Raw genomic sequence first — 12,221 nt, 5'->3', positions numbered from 1 at the left:
ACGGGGATTATCATTTATAAATAGTGTACAATAGCAACGCAGAGCGGCTGTGCATCGAGCAATCGAGCGCAGCTGCTCTTTTTTTGTAACTAAGACATTGACGTATTCAGAAGATGACATTTGTCATCTTTTTTTGTTACTTCACTCACTAATCACCTGAACGCAGCGCATCTACAATGTACTTATAAGGTGCAGGAGGGGAATGCGATGTGTGCAGTAGTGAAGCTGGATCGAATCAGCAAGGTGTATAAAGGCAAGCATGCGGTTCGCGATGTCAGTCTAGATATTCAAGGCGGGTCGATAACTGCGATTCTCGGTCCTAATGGAGCAGGGAAGACGACGACGATCTCGATGATGCTGGGGTTAGTGAAATGTACGCAGGGGAACGTGCGCATCTTTGGAAAGGAGCCGACGGCTACAGCTGTGCGCGAACAGATCGGAGTCATGCTGCAAACTGTGAAGATCCTGGATGGGTTGAAGGTGGAAGAGATTATAGATCTATTCCGCAGCTATTATCCTAATCCAATGTCTAAGGCTGAATTGTTCCGAGTGTCAGGCTTAGAGCAGGAGCGGAAGAAGCTGACGAGCAAGTTGTCTGGAGGTCAGCGGAGACGTCTCGGCTTCGCGCTAGCGATGGCGGGCGATCCGAAGCTGCTGTTTCTGGATGAGCCGACAGTAGGCATGGATGTCGTGTCTCGACGTTTGTTCTGGGATAAGATTAGGGCACTTGCCGCCAAAGGAACGACGATTGTGTTCACGAGTCATGATCTGCGTGAGGTGGAAGACTTAGCGGATCGCATCGTGATGCTTCATCGAGGGACGGTCATTGCAGACGGGAGTCCAGATGAAGTGAAGGCACAGTTGACCACAGCCTCTGTATCCTTCGCAGCGGACCAGGATGAGTCTACTATCAATAGGATTAAGATGCTGCCGGAAGTATTAGAAGTGAAGCTGAATCAGGAGCGAATTGTCATACAGACCAACGATAGTGACTCGGTCGTCTATGCACTATTTTCGATGGGAATTCGCATGAAGTCGCTGCAGATTGAGCAGGGTCGCTTGGATGACGCATTTGTGGAACTAACGAAATCACAAGAGGAGGCGGCAGTATGAATCGAATGTGGATGCAGATTCAGATGGAGATCAGAAGGATGCTGCGGAACCCGTACTATATCATATTTTCGCTGCTGATGCCTACTGGCTTCTATCTCCTATACACGAATGTCATTCCAATGGGCAATGATCCTACTGGGATGTGGAAGACCTATGCCTTGATGTCCATGACATCGTTCAGTGTGATGGGAACAGCGATCGTAACGCTATGCGCGCGTAATGTGGAGGAGGCCTCACAAGGATACACGACGTTGGTTCGGGTCACGCCTTTGCCTGGAAGTGTTTATTTTATCGGGAAAATGGCAGGTCAATCGCTCATTCATCTATTCTCCATCATCTCCATGTTCATAATCGGTGTTCTCGTAAATGGAGTTTCATTGCCATGGACGACATGGGTGATGAGCGCAGTGTGGATCCTTTTCGGCTCGTGCGCGTTTCTCGCGCTCGGCTCTCTGCTCGGCTTAATGAAGCGCATCGACTTGGCTGTAGGCGTGGGCAATCTCATATATTTTGCTCTCGCGATATGTGGCGGGATGTGGATGCCGCCGCAGACTTTACCGAAAGTAATGCGAAGCATCGGTGAATGGCTGCCTTCCCACTCGTATCGGAATGGGGTATGGCTGCTGGTTGAAGGGACTGCTCCAGAGTGGCGAGATGTAGTAATTCTACTTGGTTACCTGATTATATTCATGCTAATATCGACGTATATAAGGAAGAAACAGGAAGTGGTGAGCATGTAATTTATGAAAATGGAGCGTTTCACTCGATTTCGATTGTTTCCAGAGAAGTACGGCTATTTTCCAGTCGTGTTTCTCTTTTATTTTCTTTTGCCGATCTATCAGATGTCATTAGAAACAGGGCTTAAGATGGTCATCGGCTACTTGATGCTTGCTGTGTTTATATGGAGCTACCGAGCGCTTTATTTTATAGAAAGTGATCGGATGTTTAGAGGACTCATATATCTCCAACTTGCTATCATTATCATACTCTGCTCCTTGTACAGCATAACGTTCATCTTTATGGGATTCTTTACTTCGAACTTTATTGGATGGTTTTCGGACAAGATTCAATTTCGGCGTATCTTTATAAAATTTGCGGGAGCGATCGGTCTATCAATCGTTATGAATCTGCATCAGTTGGAACTCATGGAGACACTCTTTAATTTGAGCCCATTTGTTATCGTGATGCTGTTATCGCCATATGGCGTTCGCTCTATGCTTAAGCATTCCGAACTGGAGAAGGAGCTGGATTCCGCCAAAGAAAAGATCAGTGAGCTGGTTAAGAGCGAGGAACGACTGCGCATTGCAAGAGATCTTCATGATACGCTCGGGCATACCTTATCTTTGTTGACGCTGAAGAGCCAATTGGTAGATCGGCTGCTGGACAAAGACCTGGAACGCGCTCGCCTTGAGATGAAGGAGATGGAACAGACTTCGCGTGCGGCCTTGAAGCAGATGCGGGAATTAGTGGCTGATATGCGTACGCTCACTTTGAAGGAGGAGTTGGCGCAAGTTGAGAAGATTCTGTTAGCGGCAGGAATTGATTTCCGTTATGAAGGTGATAGAGGCTTCGACCATCTGTCAGCATTGAATCAGAATATCGCCAGCTACTGTATTCGCGAAGCGGTTACGAATATTGTCAAGCACAGTCAGGCGTCAGTGTGCAGCTTCCATGTTCAGATCGACGAAGGCGCATTATCTATATGTGTAAGGGATGATGGAATTGGCATACGAACAGACAATGTGCCAGGCAACGGAATGAAAGGGATGAAGGAGCGGCTTGGCGTCATTGGCGGGGATATCTGCTGGAAGCAAGACAGCCATTCTACAGGAACACAGGTAGCCTTTTACATTCCAATCGTGCAGCAGGCGGAGGGGGCGGTATTGTGATTCGGATCGTGATAGTAGAGGATCAGCGGATGTTGAGAGGAGCGTTTGCCTCTCTGCTTGATCTGGAGGAAGACATGGAAGTGATCGGTGAAGCGGCGAATGGCAATGAAGCAATCGCGATTATCGAGCGGCTTCAGCCTGACGTCGTGCTGATGGATATTGAGATGCCGCATCGTTCTGGACTTGAGGTGGCGGAGACGTTGAAGGAGCGAGGCTTGAACTGCCGCATCATTATGCTGACGACGTTCGCGAAGCCGGGTTACTTCGAAAGAGCGATTCAAGCGGAGGTAAGCGGCTATCTGCTGAAGGACGGTCCGATCGAGCAGTTGACGGAATCCATCCGCTGCGTGATGCAGGGTAAACGGCAGATTGCGCCAGAGCTCATCTACCATATCGTTAAGGGAGTCAATCCGCTGACGGATAGAGAAAGGGAGATTCTGCAATGCATAGCGGAAGGCAAGAGCACGAAGGAAATCGCGGCGCAGCTATATTTGTCGTCCGGCACCGTGCGAAATTACACCTCGGAGATATTTTCCAAGCTGGGTGTTAAGAACCGAATTGAAGCGCTGGCGAAAGCGGAAGAGAAGGGCTGGCTCTGAGCAGCATAGCTCAGCGGCCCAGCCTCCGTAACGGGGAATAAGACCGTTAACGCGACCGGCCGGGCGCATAATTGCGCTGTAACGGGTAAAAACCCCGTTACCGTGCAAGCGCCCCCGCAACAGCCAGCGCCCCAGCATCCGTAACGGGGAATAACCCCGTTAACGCGACCGGCCAGGCGCAGAATCGCGCTGTAACGGGTAAAAACCCCGTTACGGGGCAAGCGCCCCCGCAACAGCCAGTGCCCCAGCATCCGTAACGGGTAAAAACCCCGTTACGGGGCAATCAAACCGGCAGAAGCCGGCGCCCGAGCATCCGTAACGGGGAATAACCCCGTTAACGCGACCGGCCCGGCGTATAATCGCGCTGTAACGGGTAAAAGCCCCGTTACCGTGCAAGCGCCCCCGCAACAGCCAGCGCCCCAGCATCCGTAACGGGGTTATTCCCCGTTAACGCGTCCAGCCCGGCACATAATCGCGCTGTAACGGGCAAAAGCCCCGTTACCGAGCAAGCGCCCCCGCAACAGCTAGCGCCGAGCCATCCACAGATTCGAGCTCTACGCAAAAACACAGCAGCCAGCGTATTCGCCAACTGCTGTGTTTATGAACTTTCCTTGCGCCTTAATATCTACTCGATGAACGTTAATATCTCATCGATGTCTTTGCGCGGCAGCTTGTCCGGTACGGCAACCGGGTGTCCTATGGACAGCACCATGTTCATCGCGCGGTCCGCTGGAATGTGAAGAAGCTCTTTGATCGCTTCTTCTGCCAACAGCACCGGCCCGGTCATCGGGCATGTCGCGAGGCCGCGGGCATGTGCGGCTAGCATCAGGTTCTGCACAGCCAGACAGCTGCTCTTGATGCCCTCTTCTTCCCAGATGTGCTCTGGAACTAGCGCGATCGGATCAAAGATCTTCTCGCGGAACTTGGAGTTGTACGGTGTCGCGAGACAGATAATTAACGCAGGCGCATCGGAAAATGCAGTAGCGTAAGGGCCGAACGACTTGACCAGCAGCTTCGCTTCACGCTGCAGTCCTTGCTCTTCGGCAGCAGCTGCACGAGCGTGAATCGCATCCCAGGTCAATTGTTCGATCTGCTTCAGAATATCGCGGTTCATGACGGCGATGAATTCCCATGTCTGTGAGTTGGTGTCGCTTGGCGCATAGCGCGCACAATCGATGCATTCGCGGACATCCTCCACTGTGATGTCGCGTTCCTGGTACCGGCGTACGCTGCGGCGACCTTGAATAAGTTCCTTGACGGATTCATATGAAATCATAGTCGGTTCCTCCAGAGACTGAGGCTCTATGTACATAAGAGCTTGAATATACTTCCATCATTTTAGTACCAAATACTAATACCTACTCCTTATTATAGTAGCTGCTTCATAAATTGCAATCGCTAATGCAGGATATTTATGCCAATTATCAGAACTGTGCATGCAGTTTCTTGTGCATGGTCTTTATCGGAACTATGCATGCAACTTCTTGCGCATGGTCTTATCCTTCATCGAAAACCAGGAAAGCAGAAGGAAGCCTATGCCTGCTAATGCTGCAAAGCCAACGCCAGTAAAGTATACAGCATCTTTACCGTAGGCCTCCATCAAAGGACCTCCGATCGTACCGCTCAGAAGTCCTGCAACACTAGACCATACCACCGTGTATACGGCCATGCCGGTTGCTCGATATTGATCTGGTATAACTCGATTTAAGTATCGGATCGCCACAAAGTAGAAGATGCCAAACGATACGCCGTGCATCACCTGAGTGCTCATCAGCCATAACGGATCCTGAACGAGAGCCGCGATCAACAGGCGCACCATATACATGCCTGCTGCTAAGGTCAATAAGGGGAGCTCCTTAAACTTCTCACCATAAGCATTGAGCAGGAAGAATATCGGAATCTCGCTCACAGAAGATACCATCCACGCCCATCCGACAATCGATTCTTTACCTCCGAGCTGCACGAGACCGAGACCTAGAAACGCTTCGTTTAAGCGATGAGCGATAGCGAGCAGCAGTACGCATAAGAAGAAGAGCAGCACTTCACGCTGCATCAGAATCTGATATAGCCCACCGAACTCCATTTTCTTGATGGAAGCCTGCTTGTCCGTGATAAACAACCCTAGAATCAATGAAGTAATCCCTAATCCAAGCACGACATAGATGGTATAAGATGCGCCTAGCGAACCTAGAATGAAGCCGAACAGCAGCGCAGAACAAGCGAAACCTATAGAGCCGAATACCCTTATGCTGATGAAGCTCTTGCGGTGTGCTTGCGCAGTAACGATACCCAAGCTGTCAGTCAATGGTGATATTGGATAGTAGAAGAAATTGAAAGCTGCTAACAGCACAATCACAGCACCGTATGTCGTCGCAATGCCTAGAACAATTGAGATCGCGATTTGACTAAGGAGCAGGATGAGAAGCACTTTTTTTATCGTTTGCATACGGTCGCTTGTGACGCCCCATATAAAGTTTGATACAATAGAAATTAACGGTCCCAAAGAATAGAGCAGTCCGATCTGTACACTTGTGAATCCAAGTGATTTAAAGTATAGAGGCATATAGGAAACAATGACTGCTGATGTCATAAATACGGAAAATGTAAATACACGCAGTGATAGAATCTCTTTCTGTTTGGAAGTGATCATGATGGGTGAGCTCCTTTGGGCCACTCGTTTGCATGCTACGCATTTCGGTAACATTATTGCTGCTTGATGAACAGGTTCATTAAATGAAGCAACATTGTCGAGGGCTGTTCGGATTATAAAGCAATATTCAGTATATCACGGTTCCATATACAGGAGTAGTTTGCAGACACAGCTTTCTCTTGTATAGTCATGCTATATGTTTGAATTGGGGGATTATGTGTGGTCAGCAGTTACTTTCAGATGAACGAACGATTAGGCATACCTTTACCGGAATTGAACGAACCATGGGAACATTTGAGCTTGCAGGAGCAGTGCAGTATTCTGGAGATGTGGGAGCAGATTAGAGGGCGCATCCCTGATCGCATCATGGCTATAGAAAAAATAATTATCCGCAAACAGAATGAACTGTACCATGAAGAAAATTTTGAACAATCGTGCAAACTAAATAGTGAAATCGCAGAATATGCGAGTATTATCAATGATCTTCATATCTGGTATCGCACTCAACAAGACATGGATACTAAGATTCACCATTAGTGTATAGAAAGTTTGTGCAATCTGTCACTTCGTAATATAATAGATTTTGACTAAAATGAGTGGATGAACACACGGTTTAGACAGCGTGTAGAACGGAGGAATTTCTTGGATCGTCAAGGGCAAACACATATTGGAGCACCTAAGGGGCCCTTGGGGCTAATGTTTCAGGTGTACAAGTACATATTGCCGGAAGTTCGGTCCGAGTTGACCCGATGGACACGTCTTGCGGATTCAATATCGAATGAGGAATTAAAGAAACAGGCGCTAGCCAGTATTGAAACCAAACAGTTTCATTGCCAAGGTGGAGCAGTGTATGCTGCGTTGCAGCCAAGCGGCCGTCATATTCTTATACCACTGATTGTCGCTTTTCAAACCATTAGTGATTATTTAGACAATCTATGTGATCGAAGCACATCGTTGGACCCTGAGGATTTTCGGTTGCTTCATCAATCGATGCTTGATGCGGTTCAACCAGAAGTTGAGCTTGTCAATTACTATGCTCTGCGGGACGATCAGGATGACTGCGGGTATCTGCATTCGCTCGTTCAGCAGTGTCGAGACAGCATTGCTTTGCTGCCGGGGTATAAGGCGGTAAGAGGTGAATTGGTTCCTCTAGTTAAGCTGTACACCGAGCTGCAGATTTATAAGCATATCCACCGAAATGAGCGAGAAGCGAAGCTGTGGGAGTGGTGGGAGCCACATGCTGCGATCTATCCAGATATCAAATGGAATGAATTCGCTGCTGCTACAGGTTCAACGCTTGGCATGTTCCAGCTGTTTGCTGCTGCACTTAACAAGGATGCTTGCGCAGAGGATGCGGTGCGTATCCGAAACGCATACTTTCCTTATGTGAATGGGCTTCACATCCTGCTTGATTATTTGATAGACCAGGAAGAAGACCGTATTGGCGGCGATTTGAATTTCTGTAATTACTACGAAGATGATGAGACTGTCATTATGCGGATCGAGCAATTTGCAGAGAGAGCGATTGAAAGTATCCGGGAGTTGGAGCATCACCGCTTCCATCGGATGGTTATTGAAGGTCTACTCGCCTTGTACTTATCGGATCCGAAAGTGAGAGAACAAACTGAGGTGCACCATGTATCCAAGCGCTTAATGAAGGGCAGCCCTCTGATGAGGGTGTTTTTCTGGGTGAACAGCCGCTGGATACGCAATCATATGTAAAGAGAATAGAGGGAGGAAATACCATGTCTGCTGTAAAAAAAATTGCCGTTCTCACGAGCGGAGGAGATTCTCAAGGGATGAACGCTGCTGTTCGTGCTGTTGTACGTACAGCGCTATTCCACGGGCTAGAGGTATATGGTGTTCAACGTGGATACCAAGGCTTGCTTAACAATGATCTGCGTCAAATGGATATTCGCAGCGTAGGTGATATCATTCAACGCGGTGGAACTATCTTGCAATCTGCTCGCTGCACGGAGTTCAGAACTGCTGAAGGACAACAAAAGGGTGCGGAAGTCCTGCGCTCCCACGGCATTGACGGCTTGATCGTCATTGGCGGCGACGGCTCTTATCAAGGAGCTAACAAACTTAGCAAGCTGGGAATCAAAACAATGGGCCTACCAGGTACTATTGATAACGATATCTCGTATACTGATTATACAATCGGCTTCGATACTGCTGTCAGTGTAGTTGTTGATGCGGTTAACAAGCTTCGTGACACGATGAGTTCGCATGAGCGTTCTTCCGTCGTAGAAGTGATGGGTCGCCATTGCGGTGACATCGCTCTTTACGCGGGTCTCGCGAGTGGCGCGGAATCGATTCTCGTGCCTGAAATACCGTTCAGCCTTGACGATGTAGCAAGCCGTATGGAACAGAACTTTAAGGCGGGTAAGCGTCATAGCATCGTTATCGTGGCAGAAGGCGTAGGCAAAGGTGAGGATATCGTTAATGGCATCATTGAACGCGCACCATCTGTTGAGCCGCGCGTTACCGTTCTTGGCCATATTCAACGCGGTGGAGCGCCTACACCGACAGACCGGATTCTTGCAAGCCGCTTGGGCGACTTCGCCGTTCGCCGTCTTATGGAAGGTGATTCCGGCAAAGGCTGCGGTATTATCAACGGACAGCTTGTGGCTACGGATATCGATCTCGTTGTCAACACGAAGAAAGAATTCAACATGGAGCTATACGACCTCGCTAACCGTTTGTCCCAATAATTATACAGCACGAATCACACAACAGGCTGTCTCTCCATTCGGTAGAGGCAGCCTGTTGCTTCATATTCGCGCTGGGAGGGAGACGATGATGTACCTATACCATGTGGAAGCGGAATCAATTGAGGGCATTATGGATTGTTTAGTGTTGGCGGAAACGGATGAGGCGGCGTTTGAGCAGGCTGAAGCGCTGCTGGATAAGAATCAGCTGAGTGGATCAAGCTATCAGCTCTCGATCGTGGAGAAGAAGCGGGTCGTAAAGGGTGCTGGCTACGTCGTAGCGCGCAAATCATAGTATGAATTTACATGAAAAAGGAGCTGGTCTCTAAAGCAGCGGTATCTGCTTAGGGGCGAGCTCCTTTGTACTTATTATGTGTAGTATGGGTATATTAAATCGAACGCGGCTTACGGAAGTTACCGAGTACGCCGACTGTTTCGACAATGTTGACGAATGCTTTCGGATCAGCTTCGATTATGACTCGCTTCAGCTCCTGCAATTCATATCGTGTCGTTACGGTCATGAGCATATCTCGTTCCACATTGGAGAAGGCGCCCTGTGTCTTGATGCATGTAACACCATGCGGCAGGCATAACATCTTTTCCAGCATTTCATCCTTGTGATTGGTGATGATATATACCGTAACCTTGTAGTGATTGATGAAGATCGTGTCCATTATTTTGCCAGTTGTGTAGATTGACACCATCGAGTACAGCACAAGCTCCCAATTCTGAGAAATGAGGCCGTGAGTAAGGATCACGATACAGTTCAGTGTAACGGAGATATTCCCGATCGGGAAATCACGATAGCGCGTAATAATTGAACCAATGATATCGAATCCGCCTGTTGAACCGCCAACTCGAAGTGAGATACCGACCCCGATTCCGACGAACGTACCGCCAAACACCGCGCTCAGCAGCGGTTCTGGAGACAATGCCTTGACTGGAATGATGGAGATGAACCAAGTTGCAGCAACTACACTTATCAGGCTGTAAGTAATGAATTTTCTGCCGAGTATGAACCATCCCCAGATGACAAGTGGAATATTGAGCGCGAAATAGATCACGCTGATATTCGCGCCGGTGAGATAGTTCGTAATCATGGATACGCCGGATACACCGCCGCTCAGAAAATGATGCGGAACAAGGAAAAAATTAAACGCAATAGCGATGCAGGCCGCTCCCGCTATGATGACGAGCACTTCTAACAGCCTTTTCAAACTGATTCACCCCGAATTAATGGAATTAGTGACTTACTTACTGGTATTAAAGTTTAGATTTGTGTTATAATGATTTAGATATTCTTGAGTATGCTTCAATATTTGAATTGTACACATGAACGAATACGCGGGTGAATGGAATATGTTTCATAACCGCATTGTATATGATGAGACGGCAGCCTTGATGTGCTTTCCGTCACCTATAAGACGCTACTTAAGAATACAGATATGTGAGTGGATTGTCCACAATGAAGGAGTTTGAATATTTTGAAGACATTTGCAGAATTTGGTTTGGAGCCGAAGGTTCTACAAGCCATCACTGAGTTGGGGTTTGAAGAGTCGACTCCGATACAAGAGAAAGCTATTCCGATTGCGCTGAGTGGCAGCGATATGATCGGACAAGCACAGACAGGGACAGGTAAGACAGCGGCATTCGGTATTCCGCTTATTACGAAGATTGACCCTGCAGAAGAACGCGTAGTCGCATTAATTATGACACCGACACGTGAGCTTGCTATACAGGTAGCGGAAGAGATCGGGAAGCTTTCCCGATTCAAAGGAATCCGCTCCTTGCCGATTTATGGTGGACAAGATATCGGCCGTCAGATCCGCGCCATGAAGAAGCGCCCTCAGATCATTATCGGAACCCCAGGACGTCTCCTAGATCACATCAACCGCAAGACAATTCGTCTTGATGATGTACAAACAGTCGTATTGGATGAAGCAGATGAAATGTTGGATATGGGCTTTATGGAGGATATTACGAGCATCTTAAGCTTGGTGCCTGAAGAGCGCCAGACGATGCTGTTCTCCGCAACTATGCCTCCTAACATTCAGAAGTTGGCGAATACTTTCCTTAAAGAGCCGCAACATGTTTCCGTTATGCCGAAGCAAGTTAGCGCTCCGTTGATCGAGCAAGCGTACATCGAAGTGCCTGAACGTATGAAGTTCGATGCACTGAGCCGTTTGCTGGATATGGAATCACCTGAGCTTGCGATCGTATTCGGACGTACGAAGCGCCGTGTTGATGAGCTCGCTGAAGGCTTGCAGAAGCGCGGATACTCCGCTGACGGATTGCATGGCGACCTGTCACAGAATCAGCGTGACGCGGTTATGCGCAAGTTCCGCGATGGCAGCATCGACGTGCTCGTCGCTACAGACGTTGCTGCGCGCGGCTTGGACGTATCGGGCGTAACGCATGTAATTAACTTTGACCTTCCACAGGACCCAGAATCCTATGTGCACCGTATCGGCCGTACAGGACGCGCAGGTAAAGAAGGAAGCGCGTGGTCCTTTGTGACACCGCGTGAGATTGACCACCTGAACTTCATCGAGCGTGTTACTCGCCACCGCATTACGCGCAAGCCTGTACCTAGCTTAGCTGAAGCGATCGAAGGCAAGCAACGCATTATCGGCGAGCGTTTGTTGGAAGTGTTGGAGCAAGGTGATCTTAACGAGTATAAGGCGCTTACGATCCAATTGCTTGATCAATACGATTCCGTTCAATTGCTGTCTGCAGCGTTCAAGCTGTTGACTGGCGATAAGAAGGAAGTAAACGTTCAATTGACGCCGGAAGATCCGATTCGCGCGAAGCGCCGCAAGCCGGATGTGCGTTCGAATGGACGTAAGATGTCGAATCCTTACGGACGCGGTGGACGCTCAGGAGGCAGCTATCGCGAAGGTGATCGTCGCCGTGAAGGCGGAAACGGAAGCGGTGGCGGTGGATATCGAGGCGGCTACGGCAGCAACAGCGGCGGTTATAATCGCGATGGCGGCAACCGTGAAGGCGGCAACCGCGATGGCGGCAATCGTGATGGGTACCGCTCTGGCGGCGGTTATCGCGGCAATGGAAGCAGCAATGGAAGCGGCGGCAACCGTGACAATCGTGAGCGCCGTGATTGGAATAACAGTGATCGCGGAGATCGTCGTCCTCGCCGTTCAAATGAGAATCGTGAGAGCAATCGCTCAGATTCCGAATAATTACAGCATGAAACAGTCAACTGGTAATCATATCGGTTGACTGTTTTTTTTATTTTCGG

Annotated in this window: 12 protein-coding genes; 9 read left to right on the top strand and 3 right to left on the bottom strand. The window is 48.9% G+C overall.

All coding sequences use genetic code 11. The annotated features are described in order from the left end of the window. The first annotated feature begins 207 nt into the window (after positions 1–207). Genes AC3WTP_RS19515 through AC3WTP_RS19500 form a run of 4 tightly spaced genes read left to right on the top strand, consistent with a single transcriptional unit; the run spans position 208 to position 3,601 of the window. Positions 208–1,113 (top strand): ABC transporter ATP-binding protein, encoded by a 906-nt coding sequence (locus AC3WTP_RS19515; protein WP_492396305.1) that lies wholly within the window; start codon positions 208–210, stop codon positions 1,111–1,113. Continuing rightward, positions 1,110–1,853, top strand: coding sequence for an ABC transporter permease (locus AC3WTP_RS19510; protein ID WP_492396304.1), 744 nt, complete (start codon positions 1,110–1,112; stop codon positions 1,851–1,853). Before AC3WTP_RS19515 ends, AC3WTP_RS19510 begins: the two co-directional genes overlap by 4 nt. Positions 1,854–1,856: 3 nt before the next feature. Next, positions 1,857–3,002, top strand: a complete 1,146-nt coding sequence (locus AC3WTP_RS19505; RefSeq protein ID WP_492396303.1) for a sensor histidine kinase — start codon at positions 1,857–1,859, stop codon at positions 3,000–3,002. Further along, a complete protein-coding gene (locus tag AC3WTP_RS19500; protein WP_492396302.1) occupies positions 2,999–3,601 on the top strand; it encodes a response regulator transcription factor in 603 nt (200 codons plus the stop codon). Before AC3WTP_RS19505 ends, AC3WTP_RS19500 begins: the two co-directional genes overlap by 4 nt. 625 nt (positions 3,602–4,226) lie before the next feature. Here AC3WTP_RS19500 and AC3WTP_RS19495 read toward each other — a convergent pair. Both AC3WTP_RS19495 and AC3WTP_RS19490 read right to left on the bottom strand, forming a co-directional pair. After that, entirely contained in the window at positions 4,227–4,877 is a 651-nt protein-coding gene (locus tag AC3WTP_RS19495) for a nitroreductase family protein (protein WP_492396301.1), read from the bottom strand. A 192-nt stretch (positions 4,878–5,069) separates the two neighbouring features. Continuing rightward, positions 5,070–6,251, bottom strand: coding sequence for an MFS transporter (locus AC3WTP_RS19490; RefSeq protein WP_492396300.1), 1,182 nt, complete (start codon positions 6,249–6,251; stop codon positions 5,070–5,072). 219 nt (positions 6,252–6,470) lie between these two features. On the opposite strand from AC3WTP_RS19490, the gene AC3WTP_RS19485 reads away from it, so the two are divergent. From AC3WTP_RS19485 to AC3WTP_RS19470, 4 genes are all read left to right on the top strand, one after another. Next, the gene (locus tag AC3WTP_RS19485) at positions 6,471–6,788 is read left to right on the top strand and encodes a hypothetical protein (RefSeq protein WP_492396299.1); all 318 of its coding nucleotides are present in this window, start codon (positions 6,471–6,473) and stop codon (positions 6,786–6,788) included. Between the two features lie 159 nt (positions 6,789–6,947). Continuing rightward, positions 6,948–7,973 (top strand): tetraprenyl-beta-curcumene synthase family protein, encoded by a 1,026-nt coding sequence (locus AC3WTP_RS19480; RefSeq protein WP_492396298.1) that lies wholly within the window; start codon positions 6,948–6,950, stop codon positions 7,971–7,973. 23 nt (positions 7,974–7,996) lie between these two features. Next, entirely contained in the window at positions 7,997–8,968 is a 972-nt protein-coding gene (pfkA, locus tag AC3WTP_RS19475) for a 6-phosphofructokinase (RefSeq protein WP_492396297.1), read from the top strand. 85 nt (positions 8,969–9,053) lie between these two features. Continuing rightward, positions 9,054–9,260: a DUF3906 family protein gene (locus AC3WTP_RS19470; protein WP_492396296.1), complete on the top strand. Its 207-nt coding sequence runs from the start codon at positions 9,054–9,056 to the stop codon at positions 9,258–9,260. Positions 9,261–9,354: 94 nt separating this feature from the next. On the opposite strand, the gene AC3WTP_RS19465 is transcribed toward AC3WTP_RS19470, so the two are convergent. Further along, positions 9,355–10,182, bottom strand: coding sequence for a YitT family protein (locus tag AC3WTP_RS19465; protein WP_492396295.1), 828 nt, complete (start codon positions 10,180–10,182; stop codon positions 9,355–9,357). A 267-nt stretch (positions 10,183–10,449) separates the two neighbouring features. Here AC3WTP_RS19465 and cshA point away from each other — a divergent pair, with 267 nt between their 5' ends. Beyond that, positions 10,450–12,162, top strand: a complete 1,713-nt coding sequence (cshA, locus tag AC3WTP_RS19460) for a degradosome RNA helicase CshA (RefSeq protein WP_492396294.1) — start codon at positions 10,450–10,452, stop codon at positions 12,160–12,162. The last annotated feature ends 59 nt before the right edge of the window (positions 12,163–12,221 follow it).

This window comes from Paenibacillus sp. EB106-04-04-XG159, from assembly GCF_058791835.1.
The sequence above is the reverse complement of the archived record's forward strand: the minus strand, read 5'-3'. Positions and strand labels throughout refer to the sequence as shown.

Bases quoted from the DNA above. Each gene is read 5' to 3' on its own strand.
- AC3WTP_RS19505 (WP_492396303.1), top strand. From the start codon at position 1,857: ATGAAAATGGAGCGTTTCACTCGATTTCGATTGTTTCCAGAGAAGTAC.
- AC3WTP_RS19480 (WP_492396298.1), top strand. From the start codon at position 6,948: ATGTTTCAGGTGTACAAGTACATATTGCCGGAAGTTCGGTCCGAGTTG.
- AC3WTP_RS19510 (WP_492396304.1), top strand. From the start codon at position 1,110: ATGAATCGAATGTGGATGCAGATTCAGATGGAGATCAGAAGGATGCTG.
- AC3WTP_RS19490 (WP_492396300.1), bottom strand. From the start codon at position 6,251: ATGATCACTTCCAAACAGAAAGAGATTCTATCACTGCGTGTATTTACA.
- AC3WTP_RS19515 (WP_492396305.1), top strand. From the start codon at position 208: ATGTGTGCAGTAGTGAAGCTGGATCGAATCAGCAAGGTGTATAAAGGC.
- AC3WTP_RS19470 (WP_492396296.1), top strand. From the start codon at position 9,054: ATGATGTACCTATACCATGTGGAAGCGGAATCAATTGAGGGCATTATG.
- pfkA (WP_492396297.1), top strand. From the start codon at position 7,997: ATGTCTGCTGTAAAAAAAATTGCCGTTCTCACGAGCGGAGGAGATTCT.
- AC3WTP_RS19495 (WP_492396301.1), bottom strand. From the start codon at position 4,877: ATGATTTCATATGAATCCGTCAAGGAACTTATTCAAGGTCGCCGCAGC.